At 35.0% G+C, this 19,645-nt stretch carries 22 protein-coding genes; 2 read left to right on the top strand and 20 right to left on the bottom strand.

Annotated features, from left to right (window positions below):
• The first annotated feature begins 285 nt into the window (after window positions 1-285).
• Window positions 286-1,173, top strand: coding sequence for a cation diffusion facilitator family transporter (locus CDIMF43_RS07220; protein ID WP_074403110.1), 888 nt, complete (start codon window positions 286-288; stop codon window positions 1,171-1,173).
• Window positions 1,174-1,221: 48 nt separating this feature from the next.
• On the opposite strand, the gene CDIMF43_RS07215 is transcribed toward CDIMF43_RS07220, so the two are convergent.
• The 4 genes from CDIMF43_RS07215 to CDIMF43_RS07200 all read right to left on the bottom strand — a co-directional run bounded on the left by CDIMF43_RS07215 (window position 1,222) and on the right by CDIMF43_RS07200 (window position 4,286).
• A complete protein-coding gene (locus tag CDIMF43_RS07215) occupies window positions 1,222-1,947 on the bottom strand; it encodes an amino acid ABC transporter ATP-binding protein (protein WP_074402909.1) in 726 nt (241 codons plus the stop codon).
• A complete protein-coding gene (locus CDIMF43_RS07210; protein ID WP_109841601.1) occupies window positions 1,940-3,415 on the bottom strand; it encodes an ABC transporter substrate-binding protein/permease in 1,476 nt (491 codons plus the stop codon). Before CDIMF43_RS07210 ends, CDIMF43_RS07215 begins: the two co-directional genes overlap by 8 nt.
• 194 nt (window positions 3,416-3,609) lie before the next feature.
• Window positions 3,610-3,825 carry a cation transporter gene (locus CDIMF43_RS07205; RefSeq protein ID WP_074402911.1) on the bottom strand — a complete coding sequence of 72 codons (216 nt, stop codon included), beginning with the start codon at window positions 3,823-3,825 and terminating at the stop codon, window positions 3,610-3,612.
• A 20-nt stretch (window positions 3,826-3,845) separates the two neighbouring features.
• Window positions 3,846-4,286 (bottom strand): CopY/TcrY family copper transport repressor, encoded by a 441-nt coding sequence (locus CDIMF43_RS07200; protein ID WP_074402912.1) that lies wholly within the window; start codon window positions 4,284-4,286, stop codon window positions 3,846-3,848.
• 157 nt (window positions 4,287-4,443) lie between these two features.
• Between CDIMF43_RS07200 and CDIMF43_RS13890 the strand changes: the two genes are divergently transcribed.
• Window positions 4,444-4,578 carry an SPJ_0845 family protein gene (locus tag CDIMF43_RS13890; RefSeq protein WP_252850148.1) on the top strand — a complete coding sequence of 45 codons (135 nt, stop codon included), beginning with the start codon at window positions 4,444-4,446 and terminating at the stop codon, window positions 4,576-4,578.
• Between the two features lie 52 nt (window positions 4,579-4,630).
• On the opposite strand, the gene CDIMF43_RS07195 is transcribed toward CDIMF43_RS13890, so the two are convergent.
• From CDIMF43_RS07195 to rpoD, 16 genes are all read right to left on the bottom strand, one after another.
• Complete coding sequence (locus tag CDIMF43_RS07195; protein WP_034570164.1) at window positions 4,631-4,951, bottom strand: nucleoside triphosphate pyrophosphohydrolase family protein; 321 nt, start codon at window positions 4,949-4,951, stop codon at window positions 4,631-4,633.
• A gap of 24 nt (window positions 4,952-4,975) precedes the next feature.
• Window positions 4,976-6,271 (bottom strand): glutamate-1-semialdehyde 2,1-aminomutase, encoded by a 1,296-nt coding sequence (gene hemL, locus CDIMF43_RS07190; RefSeq protein ID WP_109841600.1) that lies wholly within the window; start codon window positions 6,269-6,271, stop codon window positions 4,976-4,978.
• Window positions 6,268-7,653 carry a glutamyl-tRNA reductase gene (gene hemA / locus CDIMF43_RS07185; protein ID WP_109841599.1) on the bottom strand — a complete coding sequence of 462 codons (1,386 nt, stop codon included), beginning with the start codon at window positions 7,651-7,653 and terminating at the stop codon, window positions 6,268-6,270. The genes hemL and hemA overlap by 4 nt, the downstream gene beginning before the upstream one ends.
• A 110-nt stretch (window positions 7,654-7,763) precedes the next feature.
• Complete coding sequence (gene yihA, locus CDIMF43_RS07180; RefSeq protein WP_034570168.1) at window positions 7,764-8,351, bottom strand: ribosome biogenesis GTP-binding protein YihA/YsxC; 588 nt, start codon at window positions 8,349-8,351, stop codon at window positions 7,764-7,766.
• A gap of 156 nt (window positions 8,352-8,507) precedes the next feature.
• Window positions 8,508-9,293, bottom strand: coding sequence for a glucosaminidase domain-containing protein (locus CDIMF43_RS07175; RefSeq protein ID WP_109841598.1), 786 nt, complete (start codon window positions 9,291-9,293; stop codon window positions 8,508-8,510).
• Window positions 9,286-9,687 (bottom strand): phage holin family protein, encoded by a 402-nt coding sequence (locus tag CDIMF43_RS07170; protein ID WP_109841597.1) that lies wholly within the window; start codon window positions 9,685-9,687, stop codon window positions 9,286-9,288. The genes CDIMF43_RS07175 and CDIMF43_RS07170 overlap by 8 nt, the downstream gene beginning before the upstream one ends.
• Window positions 9,688-9,718: 31 nt before the next feature.
• Window positions 9,719-10,912, bottom strand: coding sequence for a hypothetical protein (locus tag CDIMF43_RS07165; protein ID WP_109841596.1), 1,194 nt, complete (start codon window positions 10,910-10,912; stop codon window positions 9,719-9,721).
• Between the two features lie 8 nt (window positions 10,913-10,920).
• Window positions 10,921-12,024 carry a siphovirus ReqiPepy6 Gp37-like family protein gene (locus CDIMF43_RS07160; protein WP_109841595.1) on the bottom strand — a complete coding sequence of 368 codons (1,104 nt, stop codon included), beginning with the start codon at window positions 12,022-12,024 and terminating at the stop codon, window positions 10,921-10,923.
• Between the two features lie 5 nt (window positions 12,025-12,029).
• Window positions 12,030-12,974, bottom strand: coding sequence for a phage tail family protein (locus tag CDIMF43_RS07155; RefSeq protein WP_109841594.1), 945 nt, complete (start codon window positions 12,972-12,974; stop codon window positions 12,030-12,032).
• Entirely contained in the window at window positions 12,974-14,563 is a 1,590-nt protein-coding gene (locus CDIMF43_RS07150) for a phage tail protein (RefSeq protein ID WP_109841593.1), read from the bottom strand. The genes CDIMF43_RS07155 and CDIMF43_RS07150 overlap by 1 nt, the downstream gene beginning before the upstream one ends.
• Window positions 14,564-14,578: 15 nt before the next feature.
• Window positions 14,579-14,866: a hypothetical protein gene (locus CDIMF43_RS07145; RefSeq protein WP_233218301.1), complete on the bottom strand. Its 288-nt coding sequence runs from the start codon at window positions 14,864-14,866 to the stop codon at window positions 14,579-14,581.
• Between the two features lie 38 nt (window positions 14,867-14,904).
• Window positions 14,905-15,339, bottom strand: a complete 435-nt coding sequence (locus tag CDIMF43_RS07140; RefSeq protein WP_074402921.1) for a tail assembly chaperone — start codon at window positions 15,337-15,339, stop codon at window positions 14,905-14,907.
• A 75-nt stretch (window positions 15,340-15,414) separates the two neighbouring features.
• On the bottom strand, window positions 15,415-15,936 hold the full coding sequence (locus CDIMF43_RS07135; RefSeq protein WP_074402922.1) for a phage major tail protein, TP901-1 family: 522 nt from the start codon (window positions 15,934-15,936) through the stop codon (window positions 15,415-15,417).
• A gap of 251 nt (window positions 15,937-16,187) precedes the next feature.
• On the bottom strand, window positions 16,188-16,532 hold the full coding sequence (locus CDIMF43_RS07130; RefSeq protein WP_109841592.1) for an ArpU family phage packaging/lysis transcriptional regulator: 345 nt from the start codon (window positions 16,530-16,532) through the stop codon (window positions 16,188-16,190).
• Window positions 16,533-16,735: 203 nt separating this feature from the next.
• Window positions 16,736-17,983 (bottom strand): ATP-dependent Clp protease ATP-binding subunit ClpX, encoded by a 1,248-nt coding sequence (gene clpX / locus CDIMF43_RS07125; protein WP_074402924.1) that lies wholly within the window; start codon window positions 17,981-17,983, stop codon window positions 16,736-16,738.
• A gap of 350 nt (window positions 17,984-18,333) precedes the next feature.
• The gene (rpoD, locus tag CDIMF43_RS07120; protein ID WP_074402925.1) at window positions 18,334-19,452 is read right to left on the bottom strand and encodes an RNA polymerase sigma factor RpoD; all 1,119 of its coding nucleotides are present in this window, start codon (window positions 19,450-19,452) and stop codon (window positions 18,334-18,336) included.
• Window positions 19,453-19,645 lie beyond the last annotated feature (193 nt).

Raw genomic sequence — 19,645 nt, 5'->3', positions numbered from 1 at the left:
ATACTCATTCTTATCATTTGGTTTCAACTTTTAATCATTTTATGTAAAAAAACTAAATACACTAACTATAATTGAACCATTCATTTATTCATTAGTCTATAATAAATAATAAAGTGTCTTTTATTTAATTTTTAGGCATCCTTGATTCTTGTTTTAGCATTGATTTAACTATGAAATTCAGATAATTTTTTAAGCCAATTTGATTGAATTTGTTTGATTTTACTTCTAAAATTGAGTAAACTATTTCTATTGTTGTAAAAATTGGGAGTGGATAAAATGGGACTTATGATGGAGGAACGTTATCAAGAATTAAAGATTGCGGAACGTGGGGCAATCGTTAGTATTGTAGCTTATTTAGCTCTTTCAGTTGCTAAATTATTTATTGGAAACTTAGCCGGTTCTGCTGCGTTACGAGCAGATGGTTTAAATAATACGACAGATATCATTGCTTCAATTGCTGTTTTAATTGGACTTCGACTTGCTCGTCGCCCTGCTGATGATGACCATCCTTATGGACATTGGAAAGCTGAAACTGTTGCAAGTATGGTGACTTCCTTTATTATGTTAGCAGTGGGGCTTGAAGTGCTGTATTCTGCTATTACAAAGTTAATCGAAGGTGAAAGTGTCGCTCCTGATCCCATTGCTGGCTATACTGCGATCGCCAGCACATTTGTTATGATTGCTGTTTACATTTACAATCGAAATTTAGCTAAAAAAATAAAAAGTGGTGCGTTGATGGCTGCTGCTAAAGATAATTTAAGCGATGCTTGGACAAGTATCGGAGCAGCGATTGCGATTTTTGGTTCGGCTTTTGGAATGCCTTGGTTAGATGGCTTAACTGCTGTCATTGTTGCTCTTTTGATTTTAAAAACAGCAATTGAGATTTTTCGAGAAAGTGCTTTTTCTTTATCTGATGGGTTTAATGAAGAAAAACTAGAAGAATACAAACAAGCGGTTCTTGCAATCAAAGGTATTGAAAGTGTTCGAACAATCAAAGCCAGAAATTACGGCGCAAATACTTTTGTAGACGTGGTCATTTGGACGGCTCCTGAAATGACGGTTAAACACAGTCATGAAATTACAGAAGAAGTTGAAGCGATGTTGCTGGAACAGTTTAACGTCTTTGATACAAAAGTTCACGTTGAACCCAGTGATATTCATCTACCTGAATAAAATTAAAAATGGCTTAGTATTGGAGTAAACCGATACTAAGCCATTTTTTTATAATACTTTTGCTAAAAAATCTTGTGCACGTTCTGTTTGAGGATTTTCAAATAATTCTATCGGCGTTCCATCCTCTACGATATAGCCACCGTCCATAAATAAAACACGATCCGCGACTTCTTTGGCAAAGCCCATTTCATGGGTCACGACCACCATCGTCATTCCTGATTCAGCTAGGTCCTTCATTACCTTTAATACTTCCCCTACCATCTCAGGGTCAAGCGCAGACGTTGGTTCATCAAAGAGCATTACATCTGGATCCATCGCTAGCGCACGAGCAATCGCAACCCGTTGTTGTTGTCCTCCTGATAAACTAGCCGGATAAACAGCTGCTTTATCTTCTAAGCCAACTTTTTTTAATAAATCTAATCCTTTAGCTGTCGCTTCTTTTTCAGATAATCCTTTGACTTTCATTGGAGCAATTTTTAAATTTTCAAGAACCGTCATATGTGGAAATAAATTGAAATTTTGAAAAACCATTCCCATTTTTTCTCGTAATTGGTTTAATTTTTTTTGATCTACCTTTGTAATGGTTGTTTCTTCAAAAATAATATCACCTGCAGTTGGTTCTTCTAAGAGATTCAAACAACGTAGAAACGTACTTTTACCGGAACCCGATGGTCCAATAATCACGACTACCTCTCCTTTGCTTATTTCTTCATTGATATCTTTTAAAACGACATTCTCGCCGTATGTTTTTTTTAAGTGCTGAACATTAATCATGATTCATCTTCCCTTCATAGTAGTTTAGCAATTTAGTTAAACTATAAGTTAAAATAAAGTAAATCACCATTGTAATCGCTAATGGTGCTACAGCACGGTATGTTACAGCCGTTACAACATTGGTTTGATAAATCAAATCGCCAACGCCAATAATGGATACAATTGAACTTTCCTTAATTACTGTAATAAATTCATTGCCTAACGCAGGCCAAATATTTTTCAAAGCTTGCGGGAAAATAATGTAACGCATCGCGTCTCTTTTGCCTAATCCTAAACTTCTTGCTGCTTCCATTTGGCCTTTTGAAACAGAGTTTAAACCAGAACGAATAATTTCACAAATATAAGCGCCGCTGTTTAATGAAACTGCAATAATTCCTGCTAATAATGCGGGTATATTTACAATGACTCCTAAAGCAAAGTAGATAAACATCACTTGAATCATCATCGGTGTACCCCGAACAAATTCGACATATGCTGTTGCAATAATGCGAATCAATTTATTTTGCGATAGTCTCATTAAAGCTAACGAAGCGCCAATGATAATTCCTAAAATCACACTAATAAAGGCAATAAAAACCGTATAACCTGTTCCTTTGGCAAAATATTCCCAAAAAGAAAAAATCGATTTTTTCCCACCGTCTTCGTTTCCACCCTGTCCTTCAACAAGTTGTTTTCCGGCTATTTTAATGTACGAAGGAATTTTATCCTGTTCTTTGATTTCAGAAATCGACCCATTTACAGCATTTACTAAACTGGTTGAACCTTTTTTAAAGGCAATGGCTGAACCTTGTTGATTTTCCTCAAGATCAAATTTGCCGTCGATATAAGCTAAACTATCATCATTTGAAACATATGCTAATGCGCTTGGCTCTTCTAAAACAATGCCATCAATTTTTTTTGTTTTTAAATCTAAGATTAAGTTAGGAATCTTTGCTAAACCTGTTACTTTAACGTTTTTAATTTGATTTTTGGTTACATCTTCTTGCATCGTGCCTTTTTGAACGCCTAATTTAGTTCCTTCAAAATCACTTCTTTGTTTGAATTTATCCTTATCCTCTTTACGAATAATAATAAATTGACCACCTTGATAGTAGATATCCGAAAAATCAACGCTTTGACGTCTTTCATCAGTTGGGTTCATCCCCGCAATAATCATATCTGCTTTGCCAGCTTCTAAAGCTGAAAGCAATCCATCATAGTTTAAATCACGAATTTCAAGTTTAACGCCTAAATCTTTGGCAATTTTATCTGCAATTTGAATATCCATGCCTACTATTTGATCTTTTCCATCTAATTTTGCATGAAATTCATAGGGAGGGTAATCTGCACTTGTTCCGATCACCAATGTTCCTTTTTCTTTGATATCGGTTAACGAGATATCTTCTGCTTGTGCAGTTGAACTGATAAGGAACGTGCTAGTAAGCATTGTCAGTAAAAATATTAGTGGAATTAATTTCTTTTTAATCATCGCGTTTCTCCTCTTGTCCTTTTTAGTATTTAGTTGTCTTCCGTTTAGTAACTTGTTTTAAAGTGTAACAGAAAACGGATTTTTATACAATAAAAATTCGTTATTTTGTCTCTTTTTATTATTTTTATACAAAATTAACGTTTTCATACATTTTAAATTGCATAAAAAAAGAGCAAACCATTTGTTTGCTCTTTTTATTTAAGGACACTTGACTCATAACCTGCTAAAGCAACAATGTCACTTAATTTTTCAGAAGTTTGCAATAAGTCATCAAAAATGACTTTAGCTTCGCCTTTTTTTAAATGAACTTTTACTTTTTCAACACCATCTTGTTCAGATAAACAATCTGTAACGGTTTTTACGCAATGCTCACAGGACATGCCCTTTATTTTTAAAATCGTTTTTGTCATGATGCTATTCCTCTTTTCATTTAATGTTCTTGACACTCGCATTGACCTGGGATGCAATTGCATTCAATTGCTTCCACACCTTCTGCTTTCTTTTTTTGAATTAACGCTTCTAACAGTGCGATATCGTCGAATGTTAAGGTTGCTTCTGAAATAAGCGTACCAATTGTACTCCCTATTTTTTTGCTACAAACATGCGCAAATAAATTCTCTGTTGCACTAATCATGCTATCTGCTTCACTGACACTTGGAAAATAAATATAACGATTTCCTTCTGCTTTCGTTAACAGCAATCCTTTTTTCACCAATCTTCCTATCAGCGTTTTAATAGTTGCTGGTTTCCAATCCATTTTATCTTTTAAAACGGCGACAATTTCTTGACTGTTGACTTCTTTTTTTGACCATGCGACACGCATTACTTCCCATTCAGCATCGCTGATTTTTGGTTGCTCTACTTGCTTCACTCTAATCCCTCCAATCCATTTACAACTGTAATCAACATCTACATCTAGTTTACAACCGTAATCGTTAGTTGTCAATTGAATTTATCCGGATAACTGGATTTTTTTATGTAAATCCGCTAAAATAAAGATACGAAGTTTAGTAAAGGAGGTCTTTTCTATGGGACTTACGCATAAAACAGAAACAAGTTTAGATGATTTATTCAGCAAATTTGCCGTTGAACCTAAAGAAAAAAAACGTGAAGAAGATGATGATGAAAAAGAAAAAGACGACAAAGATAAAAAAGAAGAGTAATAGATAGAATAAAAAGAAGCCCAGTTAACTGGACTTCTTTTTTTGTAGCGAATTAGGATTCTTCACGATTTAAACTAGCCTCTTTTGAAAAACCATCTGGATATCGACGTTGCAATTTTTCAATATTTTGTTTGGCAACCTCTTCAAAAGGAATATCGGCCCATTCAGCTATTTGAGAAAGATACCACAAAACATCTCCCATTTCTTTTACCAACTCTTCTTTATTTAAATCATGACCATGAAAGGTGTATTTTTTAATCGAGTCAATTAATTCCCCTGTTTCCCCTGCTAAACCTAAGGCGCAATTTGTTAAAACTTGTTCGTTTCCATATAATGTACGATTTGCAAGCTTTTGGTAATCATTAAAATCCATTGAATTATCTCCTTTTAAGCACTCTTATGCTTCATTTTTTAACGCTTGAAAACTGGACTCCATGGCATCTAATGTTTGTTCAATATCTGCTAAAGAATGCGCGGTTGATAAAAAGATGCCTTCGAACTGAGATGGCGGTAAAAAAATACCACGATTTGCCATTTCTCGGTAATAATTAGAGAAAAAGACTGTATCACTTGCTTTACTTTGTTGGTAGTTTGTCACCGGACCTTCATTAAAAAACATTCCAATCATACTTCCTGCACGATTAATAGTAACCGGAATATGATAGGTTTTGCTTAAAGATAGAATCCCCTGTTCTAACGTATCTCCTAGTTTTTCAAAATGAAGATAGGCTTCTTTTGTTAGGTTAGAAAGTGTAGCAAAACCAGCAGCCATTGCGATTGGATTGCCTGATAAGGTACCTGCTTGATATACACTACCACTTGGCGCCATCATTTCCATAATTTCTCGTTTTCCACCATACGCCCCAACTGGAACGCCTCCACCAATTACTTTTCCAAGACACGTTAAATCTGGAATAACGTTGTAATGCCCTTGAGCACTATGGTAGCCAACACGAAAACCTGACATAACTTCATCAAAAATTAATAAGGCGCCATCTTGTTGAGTCACTGTGCGTAGACCTTCTAAAAAGCCTTTTACTGGTGGAATAACCCCCATATTACCAGCTACCGGTTCAACAATCACAGCCGCAATTTCGCCAGCGTACTGGGTAAAAATTTCAATCACTGCATTTAAATCATTGTAAGGTGCGACCAATGTATTCTCTGTTGTCTTTTTAGGGACACCTGGTGAATCTGGTAAGCCTAAAGTAGCAACACCTGATCCTACTTTTACTAATAACGCATCGTCATGACCATGGTAACTGCCTTCTAATTTTAAAATTTTATCCCGTTTTGTGTACCCTCTTGCAAGTCGTAAGGCACTCATGGTCGCTTCGGTTCCTGAATTGACAAACCGCACCATTTCAATTGAAGGAACGCGTTCAATTACTAACTCGGCTAATTGATTTTCCATTAAGGTTGGCGTGCCAAAGCTTGTACCTGAAACGGCTGCCTGCTGAATTGCCTCCACAACACGAGGTTCTGCATGTCCTAAAATAAGTGGCCCCCATGATAAGACATAATCAATGTACTCATTGCCATCAATATCAACGATATGACTTCCTTGCCCTTTTTTCATAAAAATAGGGGGAACATCAACTGATTTAAACGCACGAACCGGGCTGTTCACCCCTCCTGGCATTAAGTAAACGGCTTGTTTAAAAGCCTTTTCTGAACGTTCTGTTTTTCTCATAAGTCTCCCTCACTTTCCATGATTTTTACGCCTTCAACTGGTACAACAATTTTTTCCTCTTCTTTTAATAGTCCCAAACTTCGCACAAAGCTTTCTAATCCATCATTCGCATCAATGTTGGGGTTGGTTTTGGCTAGCTCTTTCATCGACTGAATAGGCGCTTTAGACAATTGGTTCATCACACTTTGGAAATGCTTGTCAATCATTCGCAATTCTCGGTCATTCAAATCAGGTAATTTTTGATGCAAGCTTTTCATCGTACGTTTTCTTAACTCAATTGTTTTGGTTCGTAATTGATACATATAAGGAACCGCACGTCTTTCTTGGTACCAGCTATTAAAGCGAAGCACAGCTTCATCTAATTGGAAATGAATATTTTTTATGATTTTTTCTCGCTCAATTTTAAAATCATCAATCTTCGTTCCTATTTGATCCATATCATAAACATGAATTCCTTCTACTAATTGAATTTCTGGATCAACGTTACGTGGTACGGCTAAATCAACTAATGTTAGCTCTTTTTTTCCTCGACGAATCTGTTGCATTTGTTGAATCACTAATGAGTGAATGATATATTCAGAAGATTTAGTTGCAACGATGACGCCATCCGTACTTGCTAGCGCCATTGCTAAATTAGCATACTTTCCTGAATAAAAATAACGCTTCAACTGATGGGGATGTTTGATCGATTGTACCCACTCATTTAGTTCATCTGCAAGATCTGTTGCTTTTTCATCATGTCGATTTAAAACGGTAATATGAGTGGCTCCATTTTGAATCAGTGATTTCGCTGCTAATCGAATCATTTTTCCAGCCCCAACTAATAAAAATCGTTTTTCTTCTATTGTTGTCCATTCTTCTTTAAAAAACTTAACGGCAGCGGTACTTGGATTGAAAGATAGTTGATCCAGTAAGGTTTCTGTATGGGCTTTTTTAGAAAAGGAAACAGCTTTATTAAATAACGAACTCAAGATAGGACCTGCAGTATGAGCATCTTGTGCGATTTTTAATGCTCCTTTTACTTGACTTAAAATTTGTGTTTCTCCAACCATTAATGAATCCAATCCTGTTGCTACTGAAAAAAGATGAGTCGCTACGTCACTATTGGATTTACCATAACTAGTTGAAATCACATCTGAAACATCAAAACCAGTATGCTCTCCAATGTAGCGTAACATCTCGCCATGCATAAATTCAGTCTGATCAATATACAAATAATATTCAGTTCGATTACAGGTTGTTAAAATAACCGCCTCTTCGACTCCAGTAAATTCTTTTATTTTGGATAAGTGATGAGGTACATCTGCTTCTTCGATCGTGTATCGTTCTCTTATTTCAATCGGCGTCGTTTGATGACTAACACCATATAATAGTATTTTCAACTGAATCCGTCCTTTTTTATACTAACTTAAATCATCTGCTCTATTTTAATTCATTTAAAAAAACAACTAAGAAAAATCTTAATTGTTTCAGGTTTTAAAATAACGATTTCTTATAAATCTAAATATTTTTCAATGACGTTCCATGCTTCTTCTTTGCCTTCACCAGTTTCTGATGAGAACATAATAAATTCATCATTTTCGTCAAAATTCAAGGTATCTTTTACAATTTTGATATGTTTGTTCCATTTGCCACGAGGGATTTTATCAGCTTTCGTTGCTACCACGATTACTGGCAATTCATAATATTTTAAAAACTCATACATTTGAACGTCTTCACTACTTGGTGCATGACGCAAGTCAACAACTGACAAAACAGCTTTTAAAGTATCTCGTTGTGTCAAATACGTTTCAAGCATTTGACCCCATTTAGCACGTTCTGTTTTTGAGACCTTTGCGTAACCATAGCCAGGTACATCAACAAAGTAAAATTGTTCTTCAATAATATAAAAGTTTAGCGTTTGTGTTTTTCCTGGTTTGCCAGAAGTTCTAGCTAACCCTTTACGATTAATCATCCGATTAATAAAAGATGATTTCCCAACATTTGAACGCCCCGCTAAAGCAATTTCAGGCAGTCCTGTACTTGGGTATTGGGCAGGTGAAACTGCACTTATGACGATATCTGCTTTATGCACATCCATTTTTTCAATCTCCATCTCTTTTTAAATTCTTTTATTATTTTAACATAGATAGGCGAGATATGATATTCTTTCTAAGGATTTTGTTAAATTCGTTAGAGGTTTCTTGACTTATGTATAAACTAGAAGGACTCTTTTTAAAGAATCCTTCCGTTGTCTCTAGTCATAATGTAACACTTGTCCTGCATAGATTAAATCTGGATTAGCAAGATTGTTTTTTTGAATTAACTGCTCCATTGAAATACCCAATTTTAAAGCAATTAAAGACAAGGCATCACCTGATTGAACAGTGTAAGTTTTATTTTTTGTAGGACTTAATTGAAGAACTTGTCTTGGATAAATCAAATTAGGGTTTGAAATATGATTGATTCTTACTAACGCCTCCGCTGTAGTTTGAAATTTTTTTGCAATCAAACTTAAATTGTCACCTAATTGAACGGTATAACTTGTTTGCTTTTCTTCAATCGTTCCTGCTTGACCTGATAAAGCTAGTCGATCCCAATTCGTTAACCCGTTGGCTTCAATCGTTGCAATTAATTTGTCTGCGTATAGTGGATCCGTCGCATAACCAGCTGCTTTTATTCCTCTAGCTTGAGCCACAAAATCAGTTAAACCAATAATACCAGAATAACGTGAATTGTCATGAAAAAAAGAACCATGATCTTCAACAGAAGCTGACCAGCTTGGATATTTTCTAAATACCGCGTTTACAGTCACATTTTGTCCATTGATGACTTCCCATGTTGGAAATTGAACCGATTGTCCTTGGTAACTTCCTTTAATACCAAATAAATTGTGATTAGGAGCTAGCGATAATTGGCTCGTTCCCCAGGCACTTTCTAAGGCAGCTTGCGCAGCGGTGACACTTGGTAAAATGCTATATTTGTGCCAGCCAGCAATTGAACCTTCTTTGATTTCATTTAAAAAATTTTCTACTTTACTCATCTCTTTCCTCCTCCTTTGATTCGACTTGATCTTGTAAAATACCTAAATATTTTTTTAGAAATCCAACATTGACGCCCATTTCACTGATGTTTTCCAAAATGCTGCCTAATTCATAGAGTGTGATAATAATGGTCCACCAAAAAGCAATATTAATTGGAAGGCTAATGTTCATTAATGGAGCTAAATCGTCAATAATTCCTGCTGAAATAATCGTAAAGAATGTGACGAACTTAATCAATAAACCTTCTACATTAATAGCTGATCGCCAATTGTGCTGCTTTAGTGCTTTTAAATAACCTGTAATTAAATCGATGGCCAAGGCAGACATGTATAGAGATAATACTGGACTGCCACCACCGAATAGAGATTCTAATAGGTGGTTAATTAGTTGCATAGGTTCCCTCCTTTATATATTAGTTAAAAATTTAATCTGTTAACCACCACAATTCATTAAAAGAAAATATAAATTGTTGAGAACCACTTGCTAGAATAGCTCGAATCTCCTTTTTATTATATTGTAATTTAACTATTTCATTTGCAAATGGGGAGTGTAAATATGCAAATCCTTCTGAACTAGGCTCATATCCTGCTGGTATATTACATAATTTTTTTTGATTAGTTAAATTTGCATCACCAACAACACTTTCACCTTTAAAAACTACTAATTTTCCATATTTACGAATATATATTTTATTCTCTCCAATTCCATTTTCCATCCTTATCATTTTCCATCCGGTATCATTATCAACTTGAACTTCTTTTCCATTGTAATGTAACTTACCATTTCCAGTTGTTTCCAAATTAATATCATTTCCAGTTTCATTAGAAATTGTTAAAGTATCATCTATAACACCAGTAAAACCAATCCAACCTTTTCTAATTGTATTTTTATAGAAACTCATAAATGCATTTGTAAAATTAGACTCATTTATTGATCGTATAGTTAGAGATGGTCCAGTTTCTTCATTTTTTATTTCTACATTACCTTCAATAATTCCACCTTTTTTACTATATTTCTCTTTTTTTATCTTTTCAATTTCCAATGCCAAATTAGCCGCCGCATCATCTCCAACGGTACCTTTAATTTCACTCAACCATTCATTCCAATCGGCCTCAAACTGAGTCCACAAAGTGGTTGGATCGATATCAATTAACGAACTCACAAAACCACAAACGTTTCCGTCTCCTCTAGTGTCTTGAATCATTCCTTGCGTAATTGGTTTGCCATTACCAGGTATGGAAATGCGTGCTAACATCAATTCATAGACAGTCGCATTTCGAGTTAACTCATCTGTTCCCTTCACTTCAACAGTCATTTTACGCTCCGTTAAATCCATTCGCAATACAACCGAACCTTTTTTAGCCGTTCCAGAAACATCAGCAATATTAAATACCACTGTCTTAGGCTCTGTTAATTGGTAAAGATACCCGTTTATATTGCCATAACCTGCTTCAACGATTAATGACAATCCATTTGTTGTTGAAGCCATGACTTGTAAGTTTTTGCTGTTATTACTAAAAACTCCGTTTGAAAATAGTTTTGAAAAATAACCAGTAAAATCACTTGCCTTGTATTTACGATCCCCATTTTTTGAAGGGAAAAATAATCCTTGTTCCATTTAGTTCATCACTTGCCTTTCCTCTTAATTTTATCCACCAGTGTTGGAATTTTATTGCCAAAGGTCAATCGAACTTCGACTCCACTTTTCTCGTAGACTTCTTCAACGCATTCAATTCGAGTCTCTAATTTAAAATTTAATTCACCGACTAAAACCGTAATCTGATCGCCTAAATCAAAATCTTGTTGGTAGCGTAAATTGCCGTTTGTCAACACATCTGCTTCCATCGATTGAATAAAGCCATATTGTAAAAGGGTTTCATTTCCTTTTTGTTTTACTAGTGCTTGTTGTTCGTCAATGGAAATTGGCTTTTCAGCTGAGGGGGTGCCTATCGTTTTTGCGTCAACGTAGATTTCTCTTCTTGAAATATCTGACGTTCCATCAGTGACTTCTAACAGATAGTTTTTTTCTTCTCGCTCATATTCCAAAATCGCCGTTGTTTTTGCATCTATTCCACTTAATACAATCGTTTGTTGTACTATATTCTCAAAAGATTGAGAAAAAATGGCTGGGCTATTTTTTTGTTGTTCACTTCCTCGATCTTTTCCAGTGTAGGATATAAAAATTAGCTGTCGATTCACTAAATCCATTTGAACCTCAAACCCCCATTGAAATTCCTTGCAAACCAAACTGATTAATTCTAATAAATTTTGATAATTGGTTTCAAGATTGATGGATTGATTGGTTTCTGGAAAGGTCCCCACTTTAAATGCTTTCATTTTACGAACAGGATTTACCGGATTAATAATTGATTCATCCAACCATTTTTTTATTAAATTTTGTGGTGTGTCCTTGTAGTGTTGGGTTCCTAATAAAATCCTTCTTTCTAAATAAGCACGTAAATCACGTCCCTTAATGACGATTTCACTAACTTCCTGTTGGAAATTCGGACTAATTTCTTCAATTAAATAACCCGTTTTTTCACCTGATTTCAGCAAAATATTCCCCAAAATAAGTTCGTTATTTTGAATCAATTCTAGGTGTTCCTTTGTAAGTGGCACATGCAATTCAAATTCACTCACTTCTGAATAGCGTTTTGTAATCACTAGACTGCTAAAATTTTCTATTGCATTGATACGGTTGAGTTGTTGGTCTATTAACCATAAAATCATTTTAATCAGACCCCCACATAACGAAGACGATAATGAACTTTAATTTCTAATTGATCCGCATGACTTTCCGTTTGATACCGCAGATAATTTTCGCCTACATCTAATTGAATAAACTGACTATCTAATGAAAGTGTATTAAAAATATTTCCCCAAAATTGTTGGGTGTCATTCCACTTTTCAATGCGTTTGTTTCCAACGGATGTTGTAATGCGAATGAGGTCACCTGCTTGGATAGTTGTGAGTAATTTCATTTTTTGAGTCCTCGTACCATCTGCCATCACCCGAATAATTTCAGGATTTTTAACATCTCCACTGGCTGTTAGATAAAGTTCCATTCCTGTGGCTTCATCGCCATCATTGACCAAGGTCACCAGCTGATCACCATTAAAGCGTTCCAATTCAATTCCTAACTCACTCGCTCCCGTCATCGGAAATTCTAACTCCCATTCCAGATTTGGTTCCCAATTTGATAAATAATGAATCTCATCTTCAACAGCATACCAAAATGGATCTGAGGCAATTAAATCAAGCGTGACACGTTGTGCTTTTTTACTTAAATAACCATCTGTTGTAAAAGTAGGCACGTGTGCACTTTGAACATCAATTCGATAGCTTCGTTCGTCTTCTTTGTAACGAAGTTCTAATGTTCCTGATTTTGGGTTTAGCATTTTACTCATTTCCCGACGCAGCTCTTCCATTGTTTTAAACTCGTCCGCAATCATAATCAATTCAATTTGGATATCACGTTCTGCTAGCGTACTTTCAATAAAAATCGTACCATCTCGATTTGAATCCATCGTTTGACGATCTGCTTCAACTTCACCGAGTCCATCTAATTTAATAAAAAAGTAATTCCCCTTTGGTTGTCCGTTTGTTTGATACATTTCTGTAACGTAATCATTAATCATTAATTTCGATTGCATGGCCTTATTGTATATTTCGCATTCCATTACATGCTCCACCCCATTTCCTGATTCGCTTGACGCATTTTGCGCAGCACCTCTGAAGGTCTTGCAATCGGTTGATTGAATTGAATCGTTTGATTGTTTGAAATTGACCCAGCAGAATTAGTAGCTTCCATTCTATTAGTATCCACCATATTTGAAAATGAAAGTGGTGTTGAAATACTCCGCATATCGGATAAGCTGGATTTTAAATCATCAGGATCAATTTTTGCTGCATTTGCTAGATGATCCGTTGCCCGCTTCACTTTATCAGTCTCACTTTCAATCCCTTTAGCAAGTCCAATTGACATGTATGCTCCTAAACTTTTCATTACTCGAGAAGGTGATTTTATTTTAAATAACCCCTTAATACCTCCTAAAATACTATTTCCAATTTCTTTCACTTTTTCAACAACCGCATCTTTCATTTTGGCAATACCGTCAATTAAACCTTGAATAATATTTTGTCCAATTGTTAACATATCCGCTATTTTACCTGTTAATCCTTCTTTAACTTTATCTAACATTTCAGATCCTTTACTTTTTAATTGTCCAATCAACTCGCCAATTCCAGAAACGATATTTCGAATAAAATCAGCACCAATAACAATTAATTTTGCAATAACAGTCACAATCCCTCCAATTAAAGCCATCAAAATTGATACTCCTGCTGAAATTAATTGGGGCAATGCAGACAATATCGCTGCAATAAATGAAACCATCAATGTAATTACGGTTGCTAAAACAGTCGGTATAATTGTCATTAATCCATTAATGAAATTTAATAGTAACGTTACCCCTGCACTAAGCAACCCTGGTACTGCTGCTAAAATCGTGCTAATAAAACTAACTAACATATTTAGTCCTGTTGCAATAACTTCTGGAATTTTTTCAGATATTCCTTGAATAAACGAAACAATTAAATTTTTTCCATTTTCAATAATTTGCGGGATGGCTTCAACAATACCTGATACAAAGCCAAATAATTTATCTTTTAACGTTACAAAAAATTCTCCCAAACTCATGTCACCACTAAATACTTTACTAATATCTGAAAAAATACCTAAATGATTCATCAATAAAGCAATTCCTGCAACAACTGCGATGATTGGTAAGGTGATTGCTAAAAATGGTGCAATTAGTGCCCATACACTAGTTGCAGCTCCCATCACAGCCGTTCCCAAAGCAGAAAACAGTGGCATTATTGCTGAAAAATTGGGGGTTGGAAAGCTCTTTAATTTTGATCCAAGATCCAAAAAATCTGATCCTGTTACCCCGGCCATGTCTTTCAATCCAATAAGGTTATCTTTTATTGTTAAAAATCCATCAGCAGATTGACCAATATTTTCAGCACTTTTTGAAATCCCATCAATTGCTTGCGATAAACCATCAACAATTCCAACATTGCCATTAAAAATATCTCCAATTGAACCAGCAGATCCAGCAATTTCTCCTAAAGCAGTTTTCACCTGAGAAAAAGGTGTCACAATTTCTGTCGCAACACTTGCCATAGATGAAAAATCATTCGTTAGTAATTTAGTGTTTTGTAAAATGTCAGCTAAATTCCCTGATAATTCATTTAAATTTAAAACCATATCCTTCCTCCTTTCCTAAGTTTTATTACTCTTATCTTCAACTGTAAAATTCACTTGATAATTACTTAATGCTTTATTTGCTTGCAGTAGCATCTGTGTATTCGGTGTTTTTTGATTTCCTGGATGATTCAAACTTCGTAAAGCTTTAGTTTTGTCAAAAATTTTCCGCTCATTTGCATGTTTTACATGGTGGGCATAACGATTTGCCATCGCTGATTTTGCCATAAACTCGTATTGATCAATGGTCCTTAACTGCATCCCTCGTAACGCGGCTTCGTATTCGACTAGCGTTAATTCCAACATTGGTTCAATCGTTGTAATACCGTGCTGAAAACAAGTTTCTATGATTGAGAAAGTAGAGAAATGGCTTTCTTGCTTTTTTGTTCCATTTGTTTGGCTAGTTCCTTGTTGTTGGGATCGGTTTTCAAGTTTTCCATCAGCATTTTTTTCATTTTTGCGAAAAAACCGCTTGTTTCAAGCACCCCGATTGCTTTTAAGAATAGGTTTTCAAGTGCATTTTCATCTTTTTCTAGCAGATCGTCTAAAGATTCTTCAATCACTTCCATACTAGGACGCTCACTTGCTTTGATTCCGTAGTAAAGGAAGTTTAACAGCGCATTGATTGAATCACTTTGTAACCCCATGTAAAGCAGTGCCATCCCATTTAATTGATTGATGCCCTCTTGCACAGTTGATAAATTTGTTTCGATATCTCGCGCAAAACGTAAGGTTCCTTTTACTTCATAGGATTTTTTCTTAAAGTCGATTGTAAACATCTGGTTTCCTCTTTTCTCGTTTTATGAAATTTACGAATTGAAATGTGGATGCTCGATGAAGAGCATCCGATAAGATTATTCTGGTTGTGTAGCACCTAATTCACCTGTTTTTTCACCTGGTTTTTCAAATCCATACATGGCTAAGTTTAACAATTCTTCTGGAATATCTGCTAATGTCCCCGGTTGAGTCTTGCCGATTACTGGTAAGGTTACGGTTAGCTCTGCAAAACTATCTGCATCTGAAATGGCCACACTTTGAATAATTGAATAACCAAAACGCGCTGGATAAGAGCCATCTGAATTCTCCGATAATTCAACGCGCCATACTTTGACTTGCCCTTCGTTGTCATAAGCATCTGTGATGACTTCTTGTCCACCATCCCCTGGTGCTGAATATAAAGTCAGTTCAAAAGTTTCTGTTTTTGCGCCATAACCTAAAATGCGGCCTGATTTTGTTTGTTCGTCTAACGCCTCGTGCTCACGAGTCCAAGTTCCTTCTGTTTGAAATCCTGGTAATAATGCTTTGGTTCCTTTTGCTGCATTTGTTGCTTGTACTAAATAAACAACTTTTTTTCCTTCGATTGGTTGAACTGTCATAGTATATTCCTTCTTTCGTTTATTGTTGGTTGTTCGTCTCGAGAACGGTATTGTCAGGCTAGAGGCTTCTTGCCTTTCAACATCCTAAGTATACCTCGATACCGAACATTTGTTCTATCTCGTTTCTTTATCTTTTCTGTTTGATTTCTTTTTTTCTCTTTCAACATTCTTTTTTACCTAAAAAAATAAAAAGAAAGAGGACTCTGGTTAAGAGAATCCACTTTCTTTTTATAAGTTGTTTGTTTATTTAATTATAATCCCCATAAAAATGCAAGTATCTCAAATGCTTCTTTCTTCATACGATAGTAATACGATTCACTCATGTTTAGATCCATATAAACTTGAATGTCTGTTTCATAATTATTTTGAATCAAATAGCGCTTGGTAATAATTTCTTTTTGATCTTCATCAGGAATAGATGCAATAACTGCTTTAATACTGTCAAGCTCATCTTTAGCACTTTGCAAGCGACTGTTTAAGAGTGCATCTCCTGATATTTGTTCGGCTAAACTAGCCATCGCTGTTAACTTTGGTATTTTTTTTAAAAGTTGATCTACTTGTCTTCTGGTTTCTTTATCTACAATAATTTCTCCCATTTTATCACCACTTAGTATTATTGAGGGTATGTTGTCGCACCGCGTTTCCATTTCCATTGTACCGAACGTTTGTTCTTTTCGCAACTAAAAGATTATAAAATTTGAATTTTTTTATTTTTGATGGAATTATTTATTTATATCACGCTATTATTTATTTAATCAAAAAAAAGAAGAAGTTGACGTTTGTCAACTTCTTCTTTGGTTTACGAACCTACAACAACACCTTCAACATTGTAAAGTTCAGGTTTTCCTGAACCAGAAACGGTTTCTTCAGTGATAACACATTTGTTGATTTCAGGTCGGCTTGGTAAATCGAACATAATTTCAAGCATAATGCTTTCAATAATCGAACGAAGTCCACGTGCACCTGTATTGCGTTCAATTGCTTTTTTAGCAATTGCTTTTAAAGCTTCTGGTTTAAATTCCAATTCAACTTCATCTAATGCAAATAATTTTTTATATTGCTTCACTAATGAATTTTTAGGTTCCGTTAGAATATGAACTAAATCATCTTCAGTTAATTTTTCAAGAGCCGCCATAACAGGCAAACGTCCGATAAATTCTGGAATTAAACCAAATTTTTGTAAATCTTCTGGAACAATTTGTTGCATTACGCTTTGGGTTTCGTCTAATTTTTTAGAACTTGAACCAAAACCAATGACTTTTTCTCCCATACGATTTTTGACAATCTCTTCGATTCCGTCAAATGCACCACCTACAATAAACAAAATATTGCTTGTGTCTAATTGGACAAATTCTTGATGAGGATGCTTACGTCCGCCTTGTGGTGGAACATTTGCAACCGTACCTTCTAGAATTTTTAATAAGGCTTGTTGAACACCTTCCCCACTGACATCTCTTGTAATGGATACATTTTCACTTTTACGGGCGATTTTATCAATTTCATCAATGTAAATAATGCCTTTTTCAGCGCGCTCAACATCGTAATCAGCTGCTTGCATTAGTTTTAACAGGATGTTTTCAACATCTTCTCCTACGTAACCTGCTTCTGTTAAGCTTGTAGCATCTGCAATCGCAAACGGTACATTTAATATACGAGCTAAACTTTGTGCTAAGAAAGTTTTTCCTGAACCAGTTGGTCCAATTAATGAAATATTGCTTTTTTGCAGTTCAACATCGCTATCTTCTGTATTTAATTGATTGACGCGTTTATAATGATTGTATACAGCAACGGATAAAGCTTTTTTAGCTTGATCTTGACCGATAACATAATCATTTAAAATCGCTCTAATTTCTTGTGGTTTAGGTACTTCTAAAAATTCGCCTAAACTTGTCTCATTGAATTCTTCATCAATGATTTCCTTACATAATTCGATACATTCATTACATATAAATACTCCTGGACCAGCAACAATTTTCTTGACTTGATCTTGTGATTTCCCACAAAAAGAACAATTAACTGGGCCTTTTGTTTCTTCATCGTTAAACATCGCTTCATCCACCTCAATTCTCATTTAGATCTATTTAATAGTATCAGACTTTTTTTGCTATTAATACAATGAGATTCTTTAAATATTCTCTATCTTAGCACACTGTTTTAAAAATGAGAACTATTTATGTTTGGTTTTTCAACTTTAGTCAGAATTCATCAACATTTTAATAACTTATCTAATTAAACTACTGTTTTTGAAACTATCAAACTTACTTTAACCTTAATTTTACATTATTATTAGTAAGTTTGCTATGCTTTTTTCGTTTATTTTTACGAGTTAAGATGGTAATTAAGAAAAAAATGACTTTCTGGAAAGCGAACTATTCCAAAAGGTCATTCTTCTTATTTTTATAAATAATCTTTTAATTGTTTTGAACGACTTGGGTGACGTAATTTACGTAGTGCTTTTGACTCAATTTGACGAATCCGCTCTCTTGTCACGCCAAATACTTTACCAACTTCTTCTAACGTACGAATGCGGCCATCTTCTAAACCAAAGCGAAGTCGTAATACATTTTCTTCACGATCAGTCAATGTATCTAAAGCTTCTTCAATTTGAGTTTTCAACAATTCATAGGAAGCTTGCTCTTCAGGACTTGCAGCGCCTTGATCTTCAATAAAGTCCCCTAATTGTGAATCATCTTCTTCACCAATTGGCGTATCTAGAGAAACAGGTTCTTGAGAAATTTTCAAAATTTCATGTACTTTCTCAACGGTTAAATCCATTTCAGCACCAAGCTCTTCAGGTGTTGCTTCACGTCCCAAATCTTGTAACAATTGTCTTTGAATACGAATTAATTTGTTGATCGTTTCAATCATATGAACAGGAATTCGAATGGTTCTTGCTTGGTCAGCTATTGCTCGGGTAATGGCCTGACGAATCCACCAAGTTGCATAGGTTGAAAATTTAAATCCTTTTGTATAGTCAAATTTTTCAACAGCCTTCATTAAACCGATATTTCCTTCTTGAATTAAATCAAGAAACTGCATACCACGGCCTACATAACGTTTCGCAATACTTACAACTAAACGTAAGTTTGCTTCTGCCAAAGCTTGTTTTGCTTCAGGATCACCATCTTGGATACGTTTTGCTAATGTTACTTCTTCATCTGCTGTTAATAATTTTACTCGACCAATTTCTTTTAAATACATACGAACGGGATCATCTACGTTGACACCAATCGGTGCAGCTAATTCTTCTTCTTTTTCTTTATCTTTTTTACGTTTTTTTTCAGTTGCAAGAATTTGACGGTCTGTCGGGCCGCCATCATCCCCAACAACACTGACACCAGCATCTTCTACTTTTTGAATTAAGTTATCGATTTGTTCAGCATCTAAACTAAATGGAATTACCACTTCGTTTGTTAGAATATCAATGTGCACAATCGCTTTAAGCTTATTTTCTTTGATGATTTTTTGTGTTGCGGTGTCGATTAATTTTTTTGTCTCTTTATCTACTTTAGCCAACGAAAAGCCCCCTTCGATTATTCATTCATTTTTACAGTTTTATGTTACACCTTAAAACGAATTTCAAATGACTACAACTATATAGTATACGTCATTCTCTCAGCAACGCAACAATTTTAACTAGAAAATTAAAAATAATTTAAAATTCACCTAAAAAAGCCCTGCTACTAACAAGTAGTAGCAAGGGCAACGA

It is taken from the genome of Carnobacterium divergens (assembly GCF_900258435.1).
Classification (GTDB): Bacteria; Bacillota; Bacilli; order Lactobacillales; family Carnobacteriaceae; genus Carnobacterium; species Carnobacterium divergens_A.
Note: the sequence above shows the minus strand (reverse complement) of the source record. Positions and strands in the feature narration are given on the sequence as shown.